Source organism: Flindersiella endophytica, assembly GCF_054779015.1.
Genome location: NZ_BAAGYY010000023.1, coordinates 134,642 through 154,781 on the forward strand (window position 1 = coordinate 134,642; position 20,140 = coordinate 154,781).

Below are 20,140 nucleotides of genomic sequence, written 5' to 3' on the forward strand. Positions count from 1 at the left end.
GCAGGTGCCAGCACAGCACACCCGGCTCGGCCGCTCGACAGAAAGCTTGCAGGCGACGCGCGCCGGCGCCGGGGGGCGAACACCGCAGCCAGCGGCGCAGGGCAGGCGCAGTTGGCGGCGGCCAGCACAGCAGCCCTGCTCGACCGCTCTGCGTGATGCGTGGACGTGGCTCGTCGGCCTGGGCGGGATAGTCGCCAGCAGTGGAGCGGGCCGCCTGGGGCGAGCGGTCCCGCGGGCCACAAGCGCGGCTCGGCTCAGGTGAGGAGGCGCTTCAAGCTCTGTTCCAACTCACTGGTGTCGAGAGGTTGGGCCGTGGCGATGGCCTCGAGCACTGTGCCGTCGATGAGGGCGGCGGCTGCGCGGGCCGCGCGTTCGCCGGCCACCGGCGTAAGGGAGTCGCGGATGTTGGTGAGCCAGAGCTTGGCCAGCGGCCGCAGCCGCGCGTCGCGGGCGGCGGAGAGGTAGAGCTCGTACTCCAGCAGGGCTCTGGCGCGGTCAGCCACATAGTGTTCGATCAGCAACGCCACGGTGCGCGGCACGTTCGCGCTCGTCCGGATCTGCATCGTCCAGGAGCGCAGCTCTTCCCGCGCGGCTTCCGTCGCCGCTTGGAGGCCGGCGGCGATCATGTCGTTCAGCGTCGGGAAGTAGTAGGTCGTCGCGCCGAGCGGGAGGCCGGCGCGGGCCGCCACCGCGCGGTGGGTCGTACGGCCCGCGCCAACCTCGGCGATCGTCTCCAGCACGGCAGCCGTCAGCGCCTGGCGCCGGCCTTCCGGATCCCGGCGGCGCCCAGCAGAACGCCCAGCCCCGCTCACCAAAGCTTCATCACCACCAGTACAAACGTACATGTACGATCGTACTATAACTTCTCCCCAATCCGGGGCAACCTTCCGATCTGGACCGCGTCCTCACATGGCATAGACGAACGGAGGGGTTCGCGGTGGCGGAGGCATTTGACGAGGCCTTCAGTGAGTACGTGGCCGCACGACAACGGGCGCTGCTACGTACCGCCTATGTCCTCACCGGCAATCACCATGCCGCGGAGGACCTCGTGCAGACAGCGCTGGCACGCGTCTACCTGTCCTGGAACCGCATCCGGGACAAGCAGGCGCTCGACGCGTACGTGCGGCGGGCGATGGTCAACGAGCACACCAGCTGGTGGCGCCGCGCCTGGCGGCGCCTGGAGCACACCACGGACGACCTGCCGAATCGCCCAGCGGCGGAGCCTGACCTCGGCGCCGAAGACCGCGACGAGCTGAAGGAGTACGTCCACAGCCTGCCGCCCAGGCAGCGCGTGGCGATCGTCCTCCGCTACCTCGAAGGACTCAGCGAGGCCGAGACCGCCGAGATCATGGACTGCTCGGTCGGAACGGTCAAGAGCTCCACCAGTCGCGCACTGGCCGCCCTGCGCGACAAGTACGCCAGTACGACGACCGCCGACGCGGCGAAGGGATTGCGATGACCAAGCAGCTTGAGAACGAGCTCGCTGCCTGGATGCGAAGGCAGGCCGACCAGAGCTGGGACGGCACCGACATCGCTCCGGGCGCGTTCCGGAAGTCCCGCAGGATCCGCCGCCAGCGCAGGATCGCGACCGTGGTCGTTGCTGCCGCAGCACTCGCCGCCGTCGTCACGGCTGGTACGCAGGTGATCAACCTCGCCACGCCCGGGGACCAGGTGGTGAACACCCCGACGCCGAGCACGAAACCCACGCCCAGCCGGACCCAGGCGCCCAAGCCGCTGCCGGCTGACTCCAAGCCGATCAGCATCGACTTCGACAAGCTGCGCCACGGCACCACGAGCGTGGCCTGGTGGGACGCGAAGAACGGTGTCCTCCGCTGGGGCAAGCAGAGCCTGCCGCTTGGACAGAACGCGAGACCCGAGCTCTTCGCCCGGCTCAGCTTCGAAGGCGCCACTCGCTACGCCATGTTCCAGACCACCAGCGAGGTCGGCGCCCGGCTCGACCTGGTGGGCGGCGAGAGCGCCGGGAAGCAGCTGACCGACCAGGCCGAATCGTTCGCCGTCTCGGCCGACGCCAAGCAGATCGCGTACACGACCGGTGAGGATCACGGCGTCAACGTGGCCTCGAGCTCCGGAGAGGTCCTGCACCGCAAGAGGTTCGACTTCCTCTCCGAGGTCACCGGGTTTGCTGGCGACAGCGTGATCCTCTCGTCTCGGTACGACGACAAGGACCTTGTCCAGACCCATGTCTGGGACCTGCGCTCCGGTCAGGTGAGGACCGTCAAGGACGCACTGTCCGCCGCGGCCACTGTCCCGGCCAAAGAGCTGGTGGCCGTACAGACGGGGAACCCCGCCGAAGAGCTGTGCAACGCCGTGATCGACGTGAACGACGGCGACCGGCAGCTGTGGCGCGGGGGCTGCGGGATGGAGGTGGTCAGCCTCTCCCCGGACGGCCGGTACGCCGTGCTGTCGCCGCCCACCGAAGGCGACGTCACGGACGTGACGTACACCTTCGTGGACCTGCGTAACGGACGCGACGTGCTGAAGCTGCGGGCCACCTCCTGGGATGGCGTTGCCTGGGAGGCCGACAGCGCCCACGTTGTTCTCAACGCGTACTCACAGGACGACAACGCCCTGGTCCGCTGCGACCTGTTCGGCACGTGCGAGCTGGTCGGCGACCCGCTTCCGTGGGTGAACTCGAACCTCTACGCGCTACCGACCAACTAGCCGGAATATCGACAAACCAAGCAAAAACGGGATGGAGTTCAGCATGTCGACCTACCAGCAACCGCACCGCGGACGCGGCCGGATCACCGGCGTCGCGGCCGCCGCCGTCGCGCTCACTCTGGCGGTGCCGCTTACCGCCTGCGGGACCACCTCACCTTCCGCGTCGGCCAAGACCGGCCCCACGGAGACCACAACGACATCGGCCGAGCCGACGGTCAGCCAGACCTCGGACCAGACCGAGGACCCGTCCGCGCGGAAGCAAGGGGCCGAGGTCAAGCTCGACTTCGACCAGCTCCAGCGCGGAACGTCCGACGCGATCTGGTGGGACGCGAAGCAGAAGACGATCTTCGACGGCAACGAGAAGATCAAGGAGAAGTCGGTACCGACGTTGCTGGGGCGAGTCACCCTCGATGACGGCGGTCCCGGCTATCTCGTCTTCCATGACGCCGACGCGGGCACGTCGCGCGCGCTCGACGTGGTTACCGCGGAGGACCGCCAGACGATCGCGGAGGGCTCGATGGACGTGGGAACGGATCCGAGTGTTCCCGTCGTCTCGGCGGACCGGACCCAGTTCGCCTGGTCCCAGCTGAAGACAGGTTCCGAGCAGAAGGTGACGTTCATCGCCGATGCCAACGGCAAGATGATCTCCGACGTGGTGCCTTCCAAGGAGTACGACGTCATGGGCTTCACTGGAGACCGCGTAGCCCTCATGACCCCGGCCAGTGACGACCGGCCGGACGTCGCTCTCTGGGATCCCGCGAGTAAGCAGGTGACCCCCATCAAGGAACCGAACAACCTGACGGCAACCGATCCGGGCACCGGACTGCTCGCCGGCTACCAGATCGGGACCAAGCCCTGCGCGGGCGTGTACGACACCAGGGCCGGCGGCGAGCCCAAGCGGCTTTGGAGGCACTGTGACCTGGAGGTGGTCAGCTTCTCTCCGGACGGCAAGTACGCCGCGGCGTGGCAGTTCGAGGCGCCCGGCGCCGGGCCCGCGTGGGTGGTCGTCGTCGACGCCCGTACGGGCAAGCAGCTGCTGAAGGTCGACGCAGGGCTGGTCGACCAGGTGAGCTGGGACCGCTTCCGATCCGAGGACCAGGCCCGCCTGGTGCTAAGCGCCTGGGACAACGGCCCAGACGCCGAGGGCAAGGTCACGCCGGATGACAAGACCGCACTGGTCGCCTGCTCCCTCACCGCGAAGTGCGAGCTGCTGACCGACCCGGTGCACTACGACCCGTCGGCTGACAACCCGGCGCCGTACGTACTCGGCACGCTGTAGAACGAACGTCCCGGCCGGCTGCTGGATCAGCCGGCCGGGGTCAGCCTGGTGCGCGGCCCTGCCCGCAGCACCTGCGAGGGCAGCTCGTGCCCGACCAGGCGCTCGGCCAGGGCCGCTGCCGCGAGCAGGGCGTCGAGGTCGACTCCGGTCTCGACGCCCATGTCGTGCAGCATGTGGACGAGCTCCTCGGTGGCGATGTTGCCGCTCGCGCCGGGAGCGTACGGACAGCCGCCGAGCCCGCCGACACTCGCGTCGAAGTGGGTGACGCCGAGCTGCAGGGCCGTGAGGACGTTGGCCAGGCCCGTGCCGCGGGTGTTGTGGAAGTGCAGCGTGAGCCGCCGGTCGCCGAGGATTTCACTGGTGTGGTTGACCAGCTCGATCACGCGCGTGGGGGTCGCCATGCCAGTGGTGTCGCCGTAGGCCAGCGCGTCGGCGCCGAGGTCGAGTGCCCGGCGCGCCACCGAGACCACCTGATCGACCGGGAGGTCGCCTTCGTACGGGCAGCCCCAGGCGGTCGAAACCACTACCTCGCAAGGGATTCCGCGGTCGTGGGCGAGCGCGACGATGCGTTCGATGTCGGCGAGTGACTCCTCGACCGTACGGTTGACGTTGGCGCGGTTGTGCGTCTGCGAGGCCGACACGACGACCTCGAACTCCTCGAAGCCCGCGTCAAGCGCCCGTTGCGCACCCTTGAGGTTGGGTACGAGGGCGGAGTAGCGCACGCCGGGCTGCCTGGCCGCCTTCGCCCACACCTCGTCGGCGTCGCCCATCTGCGGGATCGCCTTCGGGGAAACGAAGCTCACCGCCTCGATCCGCCGCAGGCCCGTGCGGGACAGGGCGTCGAGGAGCTCGATCTTGCCCGCGGTGTCGACCGGCGGCTCGTTCTGCAGGCCGTCGCGCGGGCCGACCTCCCGGATCGAGACCGAGCCGGGCAGGTCGAGGTGCGTCAGTGCTGCCACAACGTCATTCATAACACGGCAACCAAACCCCTTCCCCGGACGTCATCCCGTACACAGCGGGGGACGGGGAGGCCTTCCGCTTTGTCCAGGGGAGGGGACCGTGCGTCCACGCATCGCATTGCTACCTGTTTTGATCTCTTTGACCGCAATCGCCGGATGCGCCGGCGACCTGCCGCTCACCGACTCCACGCCGCCGCCAACGGCCAGCGTGCGACCGGCGACGGCTACTCCAACGCCCACACCGACGCCCACGCCCACGCCCACGATCATCGGCAACGGCATCACCCAGCTGGCGCCGGCCGAGATCCTCGTGCGCACCAAGGACGCCACCACGAAGCTCACGTCGGTGCGCATGCGTGGCAAGTTCTCCGACAAGGGCGACCGCATCACCATGGACGTTCGAGCCCAGGGCTCGAACGTCGCAGGCCACCTCACGCTGAACGGTGACCGCATCGACCTGATCGTCATCGGGTCGACGGTGTACATCAAGGGTGACAAGGGATTCCTCACCGAGTACGCCGGCCGGGAGGGCGCGCGGCTGCTCGCCGGTAAGTGGCTCAAGACCAAGAGCGACAAGGATTTCGCCGAGTTCGTCTCGATCACGTCCATGTCGACGTTGCTGGCCGATCTGCCCGAGCCGGGCGAGGCCGTCTACGTCAGGAAGGGCAAGACAGGGACGGTGAACGGCGTGCCCGCGCTGGAGCTCACCGACGTCGAAGGCGGCCTGTTCTGGGTCGCGACCGAGGGCAAGCCGTACCTCCTGCGAATCGTCCCGGGCACGGGCGACGACTACATCGACCTGCTGGAGCCCGGCAAGCCGGTGACGGTCAGGAAGCCGCCGAGCCGGCTCGTGCTCGACGTGGACAAGCTCAGCTGAGTCGTTCGAGGGGAGATGCGAGATCACACCTGGCCGGCCCGCAGCGCGCTGCTGGTACTGGCGTTCACCGGGCCGGCCGCACTCGCCGGATGCGCGGGCGAGGAGCCGACCGCCGATCCGACGGCCTATCTGAGCCTGTCGATGACATCCGGCCCGACAGCGGCGTCGAATCCGGCCGTGACGCCGACGGTCAGCGGCAACGGGGTCGCGGAGCTGGAGCCGTCGGAGATCGTCGAACGTGCCACGCGGGCCACGCTGTCCGCGCCCTCGGTACGCGTCCGGGTAGGTGAGGACGACAAGGTCACCGTCGAGGCCCGCTTCGAAGGGCGGCGAGCGGCCGTCCGCGTGAGCCCCGGCGGCTCCGCGATCGACATGTTCGTCGACGGCGAGGAGTTCTATCTCAAGTCCGACCGGGCGTACTGGCTCAAGGCCGGAGACGAACAGGCGGCCCACCTGCTGGATGGCACGTACCTCCGGACGACCGTCCGCGACCCGGACTACGCTCCGTTCGTCCTGTTCTGCTCACTGCCGAGCACGCTGAACGTGCACCTCGGCGACCTCAACTTCTCCGGCGGGAAGGTGGGCGCACCCACGACACTTCACGGAGTGCCCGCCGTGCCCGTCGAGTCTCAGGGGGCCACCCTCTACGTCGCGGCTGAAGGGCCGCCGTACATCCTCGAGGTCGAGCTGATGCTCAGCTACGTCGAGTTCGTCGACTACGGAAAGCCGTTCAGCCTCCAGCCGCCTGCTCAGACCGTGGACGTGAGTGAGCTCAGGGCCATTCGGGGCGGCGCTTCTCGTTGAACGCCGCGATTCCCTCGCGGCGGTCCGGGGAGAAGGCCGTCGCCCGCCAGGCGGAGTCCTCGATGTCCAACCCGGCCGCCAGGTCGACGTCCAGGCCGCGACGCAACGCGCGCTTGGCGTTTCGTACGCCGACCGGTGAGTTGGCGGCGATCGCCGCGGCCAGCTCGAGCGCCGCCGTACGTGCCTCGCCGGCCGGGACCACGCGGTCGGCGAAGCCCAGGTTCGCGGCCTCCGAAGCCGGGACCCGGCGGCCGGTGAAGATCAGGTCGGCTGCCCGGGACGAGCCGATCCGCCGGGCGAGCAGCTGCGTGCCGCCACCGCCGGGCACCAGCCCCACGGTCACCTCGGGCAACCCGAACACCGCGGTCTCGTCGGCCACGATGAGGTCGCAGGACAGCGCCAGCTCGAAGCCGCCGCCCAGGGCGTAGCCGTGGACGGCCGCGATCACGGGCATCGGCAGCCCGAGTACGCCGTTGAACATCGCCTGGATCACCGGGCGCTGCGCCAGCAGCTCGGCGTCGCTGAAGTTGTTGCGTTCCTTCAGGTCGGCGCCCACGCAGAACGCCTTCTCACCCGCACTGGACAGGACCACAGCGCGGATGCTGCCCCGCGCCGCCAGCTCCACGCACCCGGTGGCGATCGCGCGGGCCTGGTCGGTGGACACGGCGTTCAGCGCTTCGGGCCGGTCCATCACCAGTTCGGCAACCAGGCCGTCGTGGTGCGCCCGGAGGGCTACGCCGTCGTAGCTGTGCACGCCGTCCGGCCCTACCCGCGCTGCTGAGCCGGCGGGTCGTCGTCGTTGACGCCGTCCTTGCTGAACAGCAGCTCGGAGATCGTCCGCTGCACTTCCTCGACCCTGGGCACGTCGTGCAGCTCGACCCGGCCCTGCTCACCGGCCGACCAGATGACGAGCGTGCCGCAGCCGAGGATCCGGTCGGACAGCTGCCGCTCGTGGGAGACGTCGTTGATCCGGCCGAGCGGGATGTCGCGGCCGGTACGGGTCAGCACGCCCCGACGCGTGATCAGCCGCTGGTTGGTGACGACGTACGTCGCCGAGAACCAGTTGAGCCACGGCCACACCACCCAGATGAACAGCACGATCACCGCGAGGGCGACGACGCCGAGCTGGAGGTACTGCTGGTACTCGCCCGTGGGCATGAACGTCACACCGGCCGCGGCGATCGCGACCACCAGCACGAGCACGACGGCCGGCCAGAACAGAGCCTTCCAGTGCGTACGCAGCTCGAGGATGACCTCTTCGTCCTGACCAAGCGCCTTGGCGGAGATGCCCATCGCCAGATCCTTCTCTCGTGTCCCGCTCTTCCCCGACAGGAGGATCATGCCAGTCCGTCAGCGAACGTGCACTACATCACCCGCACCAAACGCGCGTTCGCCGCCGTCCGGCGTACGGACGACCAGCCGCCCGTCGTCGTCGATCCCTGTCGCCTGACCCTCTACCCACTCCTGCGGACCGAGCTCGACGCGGACCCGGCGGCCCACAGTGGCGCAGAGCGAGCTGTAGAGCTCCAGCAGCGCGCCGGGCTCGCCCACGCCCGCCTGCCAGGCGTCGTACAGCCGGTGCAACGAGACGAGGATCGCCTGGAGCAACGCCGCCCGATCCGGGCCGGCCGCACCCTCCAGCGCGAGCGAGGTGGCCGTGGGCGCTGGCAGCTCATCGGCCTGGGTGGAGACGTTCAGGCCGATGCCGATGACGGCGGCCACGCCGGCCGGCGTGGCCGCCGCCTCCAGCAGGATGCCGCAGAGCTTGAGGTCCTGGTCCCCCGCCAGGACGTCGTTCGGCCACTTCAGCTTCGCCTGGACTCCGGTCGCCTCCGCGATGCCCTCGACGACCGCGCAGCCGGCGAGCATCGGCAGCCAGGTCCAGCGCCGGGTGGGCACGTCGGCGCCGGGCCGCAGCAGTACGGAGAACGTCAGCCCGGCACGCGGCGGCGAGGTCCACACCCGGTCCAGCCGCCCGCGGCCGGTCACCTGGTGCTCGGCGGCCACGACGGTCCACTCGGGGGCACCCGCGGCGGCCAGCTCGCGTACGTCGGCGTTGGTCGAGCCGGTCTCGTCGCGTACGTCCAGGTCGGCGATCAGAACGCCGAGCCGGGTCCGCAACTCGCCGGCGGAGAGGGGTGGCCGGTCGATGCTCACCCGGCCACCTTAGGCCGTGTCGCACAAGTAGCGGTGGTTAAGCTCGCGGCGCATCCGCGCCGCGCTGCCGCTCTCGCGGGCCGAAGCTCGTGTCGGGCATACTCGCAAGGTTCGCGAGGGCGGCAGCGTGGATGCGGGGCGTCGCGAGCCAGGCGATATTTGCGCGGCGCGGCCTAGGCCGTGCGCCTCAGCGCAGGAAGATCTCCACGACCGGCACCTCGACGTCCGGCTTCTGTACCGGCAGCTCGAGCGTGACCGTGCCCACCGGGATGTCCCTTACGCCGACGTTGCTGTCGGTCTCCTGGCCGGCGTACTCGCGGAACCGGACCTCCGAGGCGTCGTGCAGCAGCTGCGCGTACTTCACCCGGCCCGCCAGCCCGGGCAGGTGCAGGTGCCGGAACGGCCAGGAGAAGACGTGGGCGTAGAGCCGGTCGCCGTTCTGTGTGTAGCGCACGTCGGCCGGCGCCTCGAACTCCGAACGGCCGGCGCCGTAGATCGAGCGCCCGTTGCGGCGCGTCCAGCGGCCGATCTGCTTCAGCGTCGACAGCGCGCGGTCGTCGAACTCGCCGCGGCCGGTCGGGCCGACGTTCAGCAGCAGGTTGCCGTCCTTGGACACCGAGTCGACCAGCATCTTGATCAGCAGCTCGGGCGACTTCCAGTCGAGGTTGTCCCGGTCGTAGCCCCAGCTGCCGTTCAGCGTCTGGCAGGCCTCCCATGGCACCTCACGGCCGTCGACGATCGGGTTCGTGCGCGGCTGCACCTGCTCCGGCGTCACGAAGTCGGCCTCTTGCGGGTAGTCGAGGCGGTTGTTGATCAGGATCTGCGGCTGCAGGCGCCGAACGAGCGCCGCGAGCTGCTCCGAACCCCAGTCTTCGTGCCCCTTGCCGGGGAAGCCGTACGCCTCCCGGCCGGGGAACGAGAAGTCGAACCACATCACGTCGATGTCGCCGTAGTTGGTGAGCAGCTCCTCGACCTGGCCGTGGAGGTAGTCGCGGTACTTCGAGATGTCGCGGCCGGCGTTCTGCTTGCGCCAGTCCTCGTCGTCGATCTGCGGGTGGATCGTGTCCGGCGTGTAGTCGGGGTGGTGCCAGTCGATCACCGAGTGGTAGAAGCCGACACCCAGCCCTTCGGCCTTGAACGCATCGACGAACGGACGCACCAGGTCCTTGCCGTACGGCGTGTTGGTGGCCTTGTAGTCGGTGAGCTTGCTGTCGAACAGGCAGAAACCCTCGTGGTGCTTGGTCGTCAGCACGGTGTACTTCATGCCGGCGTCGGCGGCCGCCTGCGCCCAGACCGACGGGTCGTACAGGTCGGGATCGAAGTGATCGAAGTACTTCTGGTAGTCGGCGTCGGTGATCTGCTCGCGTTTCTTCACCCACTCGTGGCGGGCAGGAAGGGCGTAGAGGCCCCAGTGCACGAACAGCCCGAAGCGACGGGCGCGGAGCTTGTCGATCGACTCTTGCGGTGCTGGCATGCCGGCCAGTCCCTCCCTTGGATGGGTCGTTTCAGCGGTCCTAGCTACGTTTCCTATCAGATATAGGATCCGTCGCGGCCGCCAAGCCTGACCGAAAACGGCGTCCAGGCGGCTCCGCCGCGTGGCTAAATGACCGAGCACCCGTGGTCATTGCCGCACCCACGCTCGGGGCACGTGGCGGGGTCAGCCGGTGTTCTGCAGACCCGCGGCCACCCCGTTGACCGTGAGCAACACCAGGCGGCGCAGGCGATCGGCCTCGCCTTCGGAGACACCCTCGGTACGCAACGTCCGGAACGCCCGCAGCTGGAGGTAGGACAGCGCGTCGACGTACGGGTTGCGCAGCTCGACCGCCCGGCCCAGCACCCGCCGGTTCTCCAGCAGCCGATCGTGCCCCGCGATCCGCAGCACCCACTGCGTCGTCCGCGCGTGCTCGGCCAGCACCTGCTCGGTCAGCTCCGGCCGCCCGCCCAGCTCGAGATAGCGCCGTGCGATCCGGGCGTCGGTCTTGGCGAGCGACATCTCCACGTTGTCGAGCATGACGTTGAACAGCGGCCACTCGCGGTAGGCCCGCTGCAGCTCGGCCAGGTCGCCGACGGCCTCCAGCCCGGATCCGACGCCGTACCAGCCGGTCAGGTTGACCCGCGCCTGTGTCCACGCGAACACCCACGGAATCGCCCGCAGGTCCTCCAGCGAGGAGGCCGCCAGCCCGCGCCGGGCCGGGCGAGACCCGATCGGCAGCTGGCCCAGCTCCTCGACCGGCGTCACCTGGCTGAACCAGTCGGCGAAGCCGTCCGACCGCACCAGACCGTGGTAGGCGCTCCGCGCCGCGTCGTCCATCGTCGTCGCGATCGAGGCGAACGTCGAGGCGGCGCGGCCCGTCCGTTCCTCCGCCGCCGGTGTGGACGCGAGCAGCGTCGCCGCGGAGACCTGCTCGATGTGGCGTTGGGCGATCACCGAGTCGCCGTAGCGGGCGAAGATCACCTCGCCCTGCTCGGTCAGCTTGAACCGCCCGCTCACCGAACCCGGCGCCTGCGCCAGCACGGCTCGGTTGGCCGGCCCGCCGCCGCGTCCCAGCGCGCCACCGCGCCCGTGGAACAGCGTCAGCCGGATCCCGTTGTCCCGCGCCCAGTTCGCGATCGCGCCTTGCGCGGCGAACAGCGCCAGCGTCGCCGACAGCGGCCCGGCGTCCTTGGCGGAGTCGGAGTATCCGAGCATGACCTCGAAGCGGCGGCCGGTCTCCGCCAACCGGGCCTGTACGGCAGCCTGGTCCAGCGCCTCCTCGAGTACCGAAACCGAACGCCGCAAGTCGTCCTCGGTCTCGAACAGCGGCACCGCGTCCAGCGCGATCTTCCGGTCGCCGAGCGCGAACCGCGCCAGCTCGTAGACCGCGGCGATGTCGCCCGACGACTGCGTGAACGACACGACGTAACGCCGGCACGCGTCAGGCCCGAACCGCTGCTGGATCTGCGCCATCACGCGAAAGACCGACAGCACTTCCTCGGTCTGCGCCGACAGCTCGCCGCCGGCCCGCAGCTCCTCCAGCGCCTGCCTGTGCACCTGCGAGTGCTGGCGAATCTCCAGCTCCGCAAGGTGAAACCCGAACGTCTCGGTCTGCCAGATGAGGTTCTGCAGCTCGCCATAGGCCTGCCGCGGAGCACCGGCACCGGCCAGCGACGCCTGCACGGCCCGCAGCTGCCCGACGAACTCCTCCGGCCCCGCGAACGCGAAGTCGGCGTCCCGCGAGCGGGTCGCGGCCAGCCGGCGCGCGGCGACCAGCAACACCTGCCGGTGCGGCTCACCCGGCGAACGCATCGCGATGTCCTCGGCCAGCTCCGGCTGGCCGGCGCGGATCTCGTCGAGCGTGCGGCGCACGGCCGGCGACGGCGGCGTGGTCGCGGCGTCGGCGGTCAGCGAACGGCCGATCCGCTCGCAGGCCCGCTCCAGCGCGCGCAGGACGTGGTCGGCCTGGATCTCCATCGCCTTCCGCGTCACGGCGGCGGTGACGTTGGGGTTGCCGTCGCGGTCGGCGCCGATCCAGGAACCGAGCCGCACGAACGCGGGCACCTTCGCCGGTTGCCTGCCCGCGCTCTCGCCGGCCAGCTGGTCGTCGAGGCGGCGGTAGACCGCCGGCAGTGCGCGGAACAGCGTGTCGTCGAACACCGTCATGGCCGTGCGTACCTCGTCGAGCACACCCGGCTTGGTGACCCGGATCTGGGACGTACGCCAGAGCAGGTCGACCTCCTCGAGCAGCTGCCGCCGGTTCTCGGCCAGCTCGGAAGCACCCAGCCGCTTGTCGTCGCGCTCGGCGAGCAGCGTGGAGATCCGCCGGATCGTGGACGCGACGGCCCGGCGGCGCGCCTCGGTCGGGTGCGCGGTGAGCACCGGCCGGAACTCCAGGCCCTGGAGCAGCTCGAGCGCGCGCTCCTCGCCGTAGTCGGCGCGGATCTTCAGCGTCGCGTCGGCGACGGAGTCGCGGACGGGCTGCTCGGCGGTGTCGTACTCCCGCAGCGTGCGGACGCGGTGGTACTCCTCGGCGAGGTTGGTGAGGTGGAAGTAACAGGTGAACGCGCGGGCGACGTCCTCGGCACGTTCGAGGGTCCAGCCGGCGACGAGGTCCTCCACCTGGACGGCGGCCTTCTCGGCCGCTTCGGGGTCGTCGTAGGAGCGGGGTGGGCCCGTGCGGCCGGAGGCCGCGGGGGCCGGATAAGCACAGTGCGCCCCGATCGTGAGCTCACGGAGCCGTTCCACATCGTCAAGCAGCGGTTGCCCACCGTATTCTCGAACGACGGAGCCCAGGAGCTCTCCGAGCAGGCGGACGTCCGCGCGAAGCGGCGCCGGCACCTCGAATCGAGCATGCAGTCGCGACGGTGCTGTGGTCGGCATACTGCCAGCGTAGCCCCGGTTCGAGACTGCCATCTCGGCACCCGAGATACTGCTGTGAACAGCCCCCCGACGTTCAACTGTTGTTCTCCGAACCACCTCCGCCCGCAACATCTGTCGGCTACCGGCAACCGACTCTCCGGATGCGAGGTACGCTCGCTGCCCGATGGACGACGACATCCACACCACCAAGGGCAAGCTCGCTGACCTGGAGCGACGGCTCGACGAGGCGGTGCACGCCGGCTCGGAGCGAGCTGTCGAGGCACAGCACGCCAAGGGCAAGCTGACCGCGCGCGAGCGGATCGCGCTGCTGCTCGACGAGAGTTCGTTCGTCGAGCTGGACGAGTTCGCCCGCCACCGTTCGACGAATTTCGGACTGGAGCGCAACCGTCCGTACGGCGATGGCGTCGTGACCGGTTTCGGCACGATCGGCGGCCGGCAGGTCTGCGTGTTCAGCCAGGACGTCACGGTGTTCGGCGGCAGCCTCGGCGAGGTCTACGGCGAGAAGATCACCAAGGTGATGGACCTCGCGCTTTCGACCGGCTGCCCGATCATCGGCATCAACGAGGGCAGCGGCGCGCGGATCCAGGAGGGTGTGGTCTCGCTCGGCCTGTACGGCGAGATCTTCCGGCGCAACGTACACGCGTCCGGCGTGATCCCGCAGATCTCACTGATCATGGGCACCTGCGCGGGCGGGCACGTCTACTCCCCCGCGTTGACCGACATCACCGTGATGGTCGACCAGACGTCGCACATGTTCATCACCGGCCCGGCTGTCATCAAGACGGTCACGGGCGAGGACGTGTCGTTCGAGGAGCTCGGCGGCGGGCTGGCGCACAACTCCAAGAGCGGCAACGCCCACTACCTCGCGACCGACGAGCAGGACGCGATCGACTGGGTGAAGACGCTCGTCTCGTACCTGCCGCAGAACAACCTCGAAGAGCCGCCGGCCTACGCCGCCGAGACCGCGCTGGAGATCACCGAGCTCGACCGCGAGCTCGACGTGCTCATCCCCGACTCGCCGAACCAGCCGTACGACATGCACACGGTCGTCGAGCACGTGCTGGACGACGGCGAGTTCCTCGAGGTGCATCCGCTGTTCGCGCCCAACGTCGTCTGCGGGTTCGGGCGCGTCGACGGGCAGTCGGTCGGAGTCGTGGGCAACCAGCCGCTGCAGTTCGCCGGCTGCCTCGACATCGACGCGTCGGAGAAGGCCGCGCGGTTCGTGCGTACCTGCGACTCGTTCAACATCCCGATCCTGACGTTCGTCGACGTTCCGGGCTTCCTGCCGGGCACCGACCAGGAGTGGAACGGCATCATCCGGCACGGCGCGAAGCTGATCTACGCCTACGCCGAGGCGACCGTCCCGCTGGTCACGGTGATCACGCGCAAGGCGTACGGCGGCGCGTACGACGTGATGGGATCCAAGCACCTCGGCGCCGACGTCAACCTGGCCTGGCCCACCGCGCAGATCGCGGTGATGGGGGCGCAGGGCGCGGTCAACATCGTGCACCGGCGGCGGCTTGCGGAGGCTTCGGACCCGGACGCACTGCGGACCGAGCTGATCCAGGAGTACGAGGACACGCTCGCCAACCCCTACATCGCGGCCGAGCGCGGCTACGTCGACGCGGTCATCCACCCGCACGAGACGCGGGTGGAGGTCGTGCGCGCGCTGCGGTTGCTGCGGACCAAGCGGGAGACGCTGCCACCGCGCAAGCACGGAAACATTCCTCTGTGACCATGCCTTCCTTTAATGTGACGTCATGAACAGTCCATCGCGGGGACGAGTGGTCGCAAGCTGGATCTGGTCGTTCGTCCCTCTTGCGACCCTCGGACTCGGAACGGCGCCCGCGATGATCTGGGCGGCCATCCACAAGCGCCATCTCGGACAGGCCCTGATCGCAGCGCTCTACTCGTTGCTGACCGTTGTCTACGTCGCCTGGCCGACCAGTCCCGATGCGATGGTCGGAATATATGTGGTGCTTGCCTGGATGGCAGGCACCGTCCACGCGCTGATCATCCGCAGGTGGGCGTTCGACCTGCCCAAGCCCGCCACGCCTCCAGCGATCCAGCAGGTCACACCGAGGCCCATGCCGCCGCCACGACCTGGCGCCTGGATGTCTCCGTTGCAGGCCCAGCAGCAGGCCGTCCTCGCCGCTGCGATGAACGAGCGGCAGGCTCGGGACTTCGCCCGTAACCTCGCTGCCAACGATCCACAGCTGGCCCACCAGTTGCGGATCGGTCGAGTCGACATCCCGCACCGCGAGTTCCCCGACGGCGGGCTGATCGACGTCAACAACGTGCCCGGCGAGGCGCTGGCCGCGGCCACCGGACTTCCCAGTCACATCGCATCGCAGATGGCGGCAGCCGCACAGCAGGCCGACGGGTTCGGATCGCTTCCCGAGCTGTGCGCACTCACCCAGCTGCCGCCACAGACGTTCGACCACCTCGCCGACCGGTTGTACTTCCCGCAGCGACTGCCGTCCTGATGCGAGCGTAAGCGACCGATAACATACGGAGCATGGGGAACCGCCCGTGAGCAACGCGAAGGACAACCGCGGCAACGCCGACGAGCCGTCGTCGGCCAGGGTCTTCGCCAGCTGGCTGTGGGCGTTCGCGCCCGGACTGACGTTCGGGGTGGCGACCGCGCCGGCGATGATCTGGGCGACGATCTACAAACGCAGCTGGGCGCAGGGCTTCGTCACCGCGCTCTACGTCATCGCCACGATCGTCGCGGTGCTCGGGATGGGTGCGACGCCGCTGATCACCGCCGACGGGCAGATCTGGGCGGTGGTATTCCTGATGTTCGGCGGAATGATCAACGGCCTGGCCGTACGCCGGTGGGTGTTCGGCCTGCCACCTCCGCTCCCGCTTCCCTACCCCCAGCCGGACCGGCCGAAGACGCTGCTCGAACGCCAGCAGGACGCGATCGAGGCCTCCAAGGAGCAGGCGCGGGCGCGCGAGTTCGCGCGCAAGCTGGTCGAGGACGATCCGTACGAAGCGTTGCGCCTGCAGATCGGCCGGGTCGACATCGAGCACCGGGCCTTCCCCGACGGCGGGCTGATCGACGTCAACAACGTGCCGCCGACCGCGTTCGCCGAGGCGACCGAGCTGTCGCTGCAGGTCGCGCACCGGATCGCGGTCGTACGCGAGAAGGTCGGCGGCTTCGGTTCGGTCAACGAGCTGTGCACACTGTCCGAGCTGCCGCCGCAGACGTTCGACCACCTCGAGGGCCTGCTGGTCTTCCCGCCCAAGGTCGCCCGCGGCGGTTAGTGGCGTAGGGCGCCGGTGCGACAATGGGGCCGTGGACGAACCGCTGCTCAAAGTCGTGAAGGGCGATCCGACGCCTGCCGAGCTGGCCGCCGTCGTGTCCGCGGTGACCGTCAAGCTGGCCGCCGCGCGGTCCACGTCCGCGCCCCACTCGCGAGGTAAGGGCAGGGCGTCCGGCTGGGCGGCGTACTGGCGCAACGTCCGGCAGCCGTTGCGGCCCGGGCCTGGTGCCTGGCGGCGTTCCGCCCTCCCGCGCTAAATCTCGTTCCGCTTTCCCCGAAACGCGCATAGGGTGGCAGGCCATGGGCGCGACTGACGACATCGCTGATCGATACGTTGACGACTACGCCGCCGCCGATCCGGTGGGCGCCACATTCGCGGGTATCGCAGGCCACGAGCACGAACTGACCGACTACTCCCCCGACGGCTTCGCGGCCCGGGCCGAGCTCGAGCGCCGCACCGTCGCCGCCCTGGAAGCCGTCGAGGCGGCAACGGCCTCGGAGCAGGTCGCCAAGGCCGCGATGATCGAACGCCTGGGCCTGAGCGTCGAGCTCTACGACGCGGGGCTCTTGACCAGCGACCTCAACGTCACCGCGAGCCCGTTGCAGGACATGCGTGGCGCGTTCGACCTGATGTCGACCGACGGCGAGGAGTCGTGGCAGGCGATCTCCGACCGGCTGGCCGCGATCCCCGGCGCGCTCGCGGCCTACCGTCGTTCCCTGCTGTCGGAGGCCGAGCAGGGCCGGGTCTCCGCGCGCCGCCAGGTGCTGGCGTGCGCCGACCAGTGCCGGGCCTGGCAGCCCGACGAGGACAACGTCTTCGGCGGCCTGGTCGAGACCTACGACGGCTCCGGCCCGCTGCGTTCGGCACTGGACCGCGGGGCGAGCGCCGCCGGCCAGGCGCTCGGGGAGTTCGAGCGGTTCCTGCGCCAGGAGCTCGCGCCGAAGGCCGGCGAGAAGGACGCGGTGGGCCGCGATCGTTACGCCCTGGCCTCGCGCTACTTCCTCGGCGCGGTCGTCGACCTGGACGAAACCTACACCTGGGGCTGGGAGGAACTGGCCCGGATCGAATCCGAAATGGCCGCGGTCTCCGACCGGATCGTTCCCGGCGGCTCGGTCGACGACGCCGTGGCGGCGCTCGACGCCGACCCCGCGCTGCAGCTGCCCGACAAGGAGAGCTTCCGCGCCTGGCTGCAGGACCTGACCGATCGTACGATCGACGAGCTCGCCAGCACGCACTTCGACATCCCCGAACCCGTCCGGCGGATGGAGTGCTGCCTCGCGCCGACGTCCGAGGGCGGCATCTACTACACCGGCCCCAGCGAGGACTTCAGCCGGCCGGGCCGGATGTGGTGGTCGGTGCCGAAGGGCGTCACGTCGTTCACGACCTGGCGCGAGGTCACCACCTCTTTCCACGAAGGCGTTCCGGGGCACCATCTCCAGATCGGGCAGACCGCGTTCCGCAAGGACCGGTTGAACCGCTGGCAGCGCTTGCTGTGCTGGGTCTCCGGCCACGGCGAGGGCTGGGCGCTCTACGCCGAGCAGCTGATGGACGAGCTCGGCTACCTCGACGATCCTGGCGCGAAGCTCGGAATGCTCGACGCACAAGGCTTCCGGGCCGCTCGCGTGATCGTCGACATCGGCATGCACCTCGAGCTGCCAATCCCCGCGAACGCCTACGGCTGGCGGGTCGGCGAGCGCTGGACGCCGGAGCTCGGCCTGGAGTTCCTGCTGGCGCACTCGCGGATCGAGGAGGAGTTCCTCCGGTTCGAGCTGAACCGCTACCTCGGCTGGCCCGGCCAGGCGCCCTCGTACAAGGTCGGCGAGCGGATCTGGCTGCAGGCCCGCAAGGACGCCGAGACGCGCAAGGGGGCGGCGTTCGACCTGAAGGAGTTCCACCGCGCGGCGCTCGACCTCGGCGGACTCGGCCTCGACCCGTTGCAGGCGGCACTTCGCGAGCTTTAGCTCCGGTCGCGTTCCACTGAACGAAAACGTCGTCGGTCAAGACTTGTCAAAGGCGTCGGGCAGTACGACCATCTGGGTCATAACGGAGCGGTCATCGCCTGTCCGAGGAGGCCGTCATGGCCGAGGCTACGCAACCTGCCACGCAGCGCCAGCCCCTGGGAGTCAGCCGGCCTGATCTGAACGTTCAGGATCTGCCCACGCCCGAAGAAGTCTTCAAGGTCAGGCGGATCGGCGCCCGGCAGGTGGTGCAGTTCGTGCTCGGGCCCAGCCTGATCGCGCTCGGCATCTCGATCGGCAGCGGCGAGTGGCTGCTCGGCCCGCTCAACGTCGGCCAGTACGGCTTCGTCGGTGTCGGCTGGGTGATCCTCGTCTCCGCGCTGCTGCAGACGTTCTACAACGTCGAGTGCGCGCGCTACGTCATGGCGACCGGCGAGGTTCCCGTCGTCGGCTGGGGACGCGTGCCGCCGGGGTGGGTGTTGTGGGTTCCGCTGTCGGTCGTCATCGTCATCTTCGCGTTCATCGCGGGTGGCTGGGCCGCCTCGGCCGGGCAGGGGGTCTACGCGCTCGTCCACGGCGAGATCGCGCCGTCCGGCGCCGAGGAGCCGCGCCTGTGGGCGATCGCGTTGCTCGTGCTCGTCGTGCTGATCACCGCGACCGCCCGCCGGATCAGCCGCGCGCTCGAGCTCGCCAACTGGGTGATGGTCGGCTTCATCCTCGTCGTGTTGTTGCTGCTGGACCTCTTCCTCGTACCGGCGAGCATCTGGTGGGACGGCATCCGGGGCTTCTTCACACCGGCCGCGCCGCCCGCCGGCATCACCGCGACCCAGCTCGGTGCGCTCGCCGGATTCACCGCGCTCGCGTCCGGGCTGAACTGGTACGTGATGGGCCACTACCGCGACAAGGGCTACGGCATGGGTTTCCGTGCCGGGTTCCTGTCCGGCATGCGCGGCGGCAAGACCGAGGTGCTGGCAAGTGGGGTCACTTTCCCCGACGACGAGAAGAACCGCGCGCTGTGGAAGCGGTGGTATCGCTTCCTGCTCACCGACATGTGGGGCGTCTTCTTCGTGGGCGCGATGCTCGGCATGCTGCTGCCGACGATCCTGATGACCCAAGCTGTGCAGGTCTCCGGCCGGCAACCCACGTCCGAGAACGTTCCGACGTTCGTCGCCGAAGTGATGCGCGGGGAGTACGGCTCGTTCGTGTTCTACATCGCGCTGATCATGGGCGTGTTCATCCTGTTCAGCACCCAGCTCGGCATCTTCGAGGCGATGGTCCGCGTCACGACCGACGCCTCCCACGCGACGAGCTCCCGCCTGCGCGGCTGGATCGAGGGCGACCCGCGGAAGTTCTACTACCCGTTCATGCTCGTGCTGCTGATCGTGATCTCGGTGGTCATCCACGTAGCGCTGCCCGCCGACCTGGTGCAGTGGTCGGCGAACATGTCGAACCTGGGCGCGCTGATCTACCCGTTCCTGCTGATCTACCTCAACAGCAAGCTGCCCAGGCCGGCCCGGCCTCGGCCATGGCACTACGTCATCCTGGTGCTGAACTTCCTGTTCTTCGGCTTCTTCTTCGTCAACTTCATCTCCGACTTCATCGGAGACCCGCTGGTGACCTTCTAAAACAGACCGCAGCCCCGGCCGATGAAAGCCGACCGTGGCGGAGGCCGCGACGCAGGCCAAGTGGCCGGTGGATTGGTGGCGGCGGCGGGAGACGGTGGTCAGGCGCAGCCTGACCACCCCAGAGCGAAGCGATTGAGGCGGCAGAGGCTCCAAAGTCAAGATGCTGTCTCAC

General features: G+C 69.2%; 18 protein-coding genes. 11 read left to right on the forward strand and 7 right to left on the reverse strand.

From position 1 onward, the window contains the following. Positions 1-254 precede the first annotated feature (254 nt). On the reverse strand, positions 255-812 hold the full coding sequence (locus tag ACYVF6_RS24995) for a TetR/AcrR family transcriptional regulator (protein ID WP_460524946.1): 558 nt from the start codon (positions 810-812) through the stop codon (positions 255-257). Between the two features lie 125 nt (positions 813-937). Here ACYVF6_RS24995 and ACYVF6_RS25000 point away from each other — a divergent pair, with 125 nt between their 5' ends. Genes ACYVF6_RS25000 through ACYVF6_RS25010 form a run of 3 tightly spaced genes read left to right on the forward strand, consistent with a single transcriptional unit; the run spans position 938 to position 3,961 of the window. Further along, entirely contained in the window at positions 938-1,459 is a 522-nt protein-coding gene (locus ACYVF6_RS25000) for a SigE family RNA polymerase sigma factor (protein ID WP_460524947.1), read from the forward strand. Further along, positions 1,456-2,682, forward strand: a complete 1,227-nt coding sequence (locus ACYVF6_RS25005; protein WP_460524948.1) for a hypothetical protein — start codon at positions 1,456-1,458, stop codon at positions 2,680-2,682. The genes ACYVF6_RS25000 and ACYVF6_RS25005 overlap by 4 nt, the downstream gene beginning before the upstream one ends. A 43-nt stretch (positions 2,683-2,725) precedes the next feature. Next, positions 2,726-3,961 carry a hypothetical protein gene (locus ACYVF6_RS25010; RefSeq protein WP_460524949.1) on the forward strand — a complete coding sequence of 412 codons (1,236 nt, stop codon included), beginning with the start codon at positions 2,726-2,728 and terminating at the stop codon, positions 3,959-3,961. Between the two features lie 26 nt (positions 3,962-3,987). Here the strand turns inward: ACYVF6_RS25010 and ACYVF6_RS25015 are convergent, their stop codons facing one another. After that, positions 3,988-4,920 (reverse strand): hydroxymethylglutaryl-CoA lyase, encoded by a 933-nt coding sequence (locus ACYVF6_RS25015; RefSeq protein ID WP_460524950.1) that lies wholly within the window; start codon positions 4,918-4,920, stop codon positions 3,988-3,990. A 139-nt stretch (positions 4,921-5,059) separates the two neighbouring features. Between ACYVF6_RS25015 and ACYVF6_RS25020 the strand changes: the two genes are divergently transcribed. After that, positions 5,060-5,797: a hypothetical protein gene (locus ACYVF6_RS25020; RefSeq protein ID WP_460524952.1), complete on the forward strand. Its 738-nt coding sequence runs from the start codon at positions 5,060-5,062 to the stop codon at positions 5,795-5,797. A gap of 15 nt (positions 5,798-5,812) precedes the next feature. Next, positions 5,813-6,601, forward strand: a complete 789-nt coding sequence (locus tag ACYVF6_RS25025; protein WP_460524953.1) for a hypothetical protein — start codon at positions 5,813-5,815, stop codon at positions 6,599-6,601. Here ACYVF6_RS25025 and ACYVF6_RS25030 read toward each other — a convergent pair. From ACYVF6_RS25030 to ACYVF6_RS25050, 5 genes are all read right to left on the reverse strand, one after another. Next, on the reverse strand, positions 6,570-7,355 hold the full coding sequence (locus tag ACYVF6_RS25030) for an enoyl-CoA hydratase/isomerase family protein (protein WP_460524954.1): 786 nt from the start codon (positions 7,353-7,355) through the stop codon (positions 6,570-6,572). The two genes, ACYVF6_RS25025 and ACYVF6_RS25030, sit on opposite strands and share 32 nt — an antisense overlap. A gap of 11 nt (positions 7,356-7,366) precedes the next feature. Beyond that, the gene (locus ACYVF6_RS25035; protein ID WP_460524955.1) at positions 7,367-7,894 is read right to left on the reverse strand and encodes a PH domain-containing protein; all 528 of its coding nucleotides are present in this window, start codon (positions 7,892-7,894) and stop codon (positions 7,367-7,369) included. Positions 7,895-7,951: 57 nt separating this feature from the next. Beyond that, positions 7,952-8,758: a biotin--[acetyl-CoA-carboxylase] ligase gene (locus ACYVF6_RS25040; RefSeq protein WP_460524956.1), complete on the reverse strand. Its 807-nt coding sequence runs from the start codon at positions 8,756-8,758 to the stop codon at positions 7,952-7,954. A gap of 187 nt (positions 8,759-8,945) precedes the next feature. Continuing rightward, positions 8,946-10,232, reverse strand: coding sequence for an alpha-L-fucosidase (locus ACYVF6_RS25045; protein ID WP_460524957.1), 1,287 nt, complete (start codon positions 10,230-10,232; stop codon positions 8,946-8,948). Between the two features lie 183 nt (positions 10,233-10,415). Continuing rightward, the gene (locus ACYVF6_RS25050; protein ID WP_460524958.1) at positions 10,416-13,115 is read right to left on the reverse strand and encodes a phosphoenolpyruvate carboxylase; all 2,700 of its coding nucleotides are present in this window, start codon (positions 13,113-13,115) and stop codon (positions 10,416-10,418) included. A 163-nt stretch (positions 13,116-13,278) separates the two neighbouring features. Between ACYVF6_RS25050 and ACYVF6_RS25055 the strand changes: the two genes are divergently transcribed. From ACYVF6_RS25055 to ACYVF6_RS25080, 6 genes are all read left to right on the forward strand, one after another. After that, positions 13,279-14,850, forward strand: coding sequence for an acyl-CoA carboxylase subunit beta (locus ACYVF6_RS25055; RefSeq protein WP_460524960.1), 1,572 nt, complete (start codon positions 13,279-13,281; stop codon positions 14,848-14,850). A gap of 25 nt (positions 14,851-14,875) precedes the next feature. Next, positions 14,876-15,601, forward strand: coding sequence for a hypothetical protein (locus ACYVF6_RS25060; RefSeq protein WP_460524961.1), 726 nt, complete (start codon positions 14,876-14,878; stop codon positions 15,599-15,601). A 46-nt stretch (positions 15,602-15,647) separates the two neighbouring features. Next, positions 15,648-16,385: a helix-hairpin-helix domain-containing protein gene (locus ACYVF6_RS25065; RefSeq protein ID WP_460524962.1), complete on the forward strand. Its 738-nt coding sequence runs from the start codon at positions 15,648-15,650 to the stop codon at positions 16,383-16,385. 31 nt (positions 16,386-16,416) lie between these two features. Then, positions 16,417-16,641 carry an acyl-CoA carboxylase subunit epsilon gene (locus tag ACYVF6_RS25070; RefSeq protein WP_460524963.1) on the forward strand — a complete coding sequence of 75 codons (225 nt, stop codon included), beginning with the start codon at positions 16,417-16,419 and terminating at the stop codon, positions 16,639-16,641. A 43-nt stretch (positions 16,642-16,684) separates the two neighbouring features. Further along, positions 16,685-18,346 carry a DUF885 domain-containing protein gene (locus ACYVF6_RS25075; protein ID WP_460524964.1) on the forward strand — a complete coding sequence of 554 codons (1,662 nt, stop codon included), beginning with the start codon at positions 16,685-16,687 and terminating at the stop codon, positions 18,344-18,346. A 116-nt stretch (positions 18,347-18,462) separates the two neighbouring features. Further along, a complete protein-coding gene (locus tag ACYVF6_RS25080; protein WP_460524965.1) occupies positions 18,463-19,968 on the forward strand; it encodes an Nramp family divalent metal transporter in 1,506 nt (501 codons plus the stop codon). Positions 19,969-20,140: the final 172 nt, after the last annotated feature.

What these genes read in the sequence shown, in the direction of transcription:
- ACYVF6_RS25005 (WP_460524948.1), top strand. Translation starts at nt 1,456, where the DNA reads ATGACCAAGCAGCTTGAGAACGAGCTCGCTGCCTGGATGCGAAGGCAG.
- ACYVF6_RS25010 (WP_460524949.1), top strand. Translation starts at nt 2,726, where the DNA reads ATGTCGACCTACCAGCAACCGCACCGCGGACGCGGCCGGATCACCGGC.
- ACYVF6_RS25025 (WP_460524953.1), top strand. Translation starts at nt 5,813, where the DNA reads ATGCGAGATCACACCTGGCCGGCCCGCAGCGCGCTGCTGGTACTGGCG.
- ACYVF6_RS25035 (WP_460524955.1), bottom strand. Translation starts at nt 7,894, where the DNA reads ATGGGCATCTCCGCCAAGGCGCTTGGTCAGGACGAAGAGGTCATCCTC.
- ACYVF6_RS25045 (WP_460524957.1), bottom strand. Translation starts at nt 10,232, where the DNA reads ATGCCAGCACCGCAAGAGTCGATCGACAAGCTCCGCGCCCGTCGCTTC.
- ACYVF6_RS25050 (WP_460524958.1), bottom strand. Translation starts at nt 13,115, where the DNA reads ATGCCGACCACAGCACCGTCGCGACTGCATGCTCGATTCGAGGTGCCG.
- ACYVF6_RS25055 (WP_460524960.1), top strand. Translation starts at nt 13,279, where the DNA reads ATGGACGACGACATCCACACCACCAAGGGCAAGCTCGCTGACCTGGAG.
- ACYVF6_RS25060 (WP_460524961.1), top strand. Translation starts at nt 14,876, where the DNA reads ATGAACAGTCCATCGCGGGGACGAGTGGTCGCAAGCTGGATCTGGTCG.
- ACYVF6_RS25075 (WP_460524964.1), top strand. Translation starts at nt 16,685, where the DNA reads ATGGGCGCGACTGACGACATCGCTGATCGATACGTTGACGACTACGCC.
- ACYVF6_RS25080 (WP_460524965.1), top strand. Translation starts at nt 18,463, where the DNA reads ATGGCCGAGGCTACGCAACCTGCCACGCAGCGCCAGCCCCTGGGAGTC.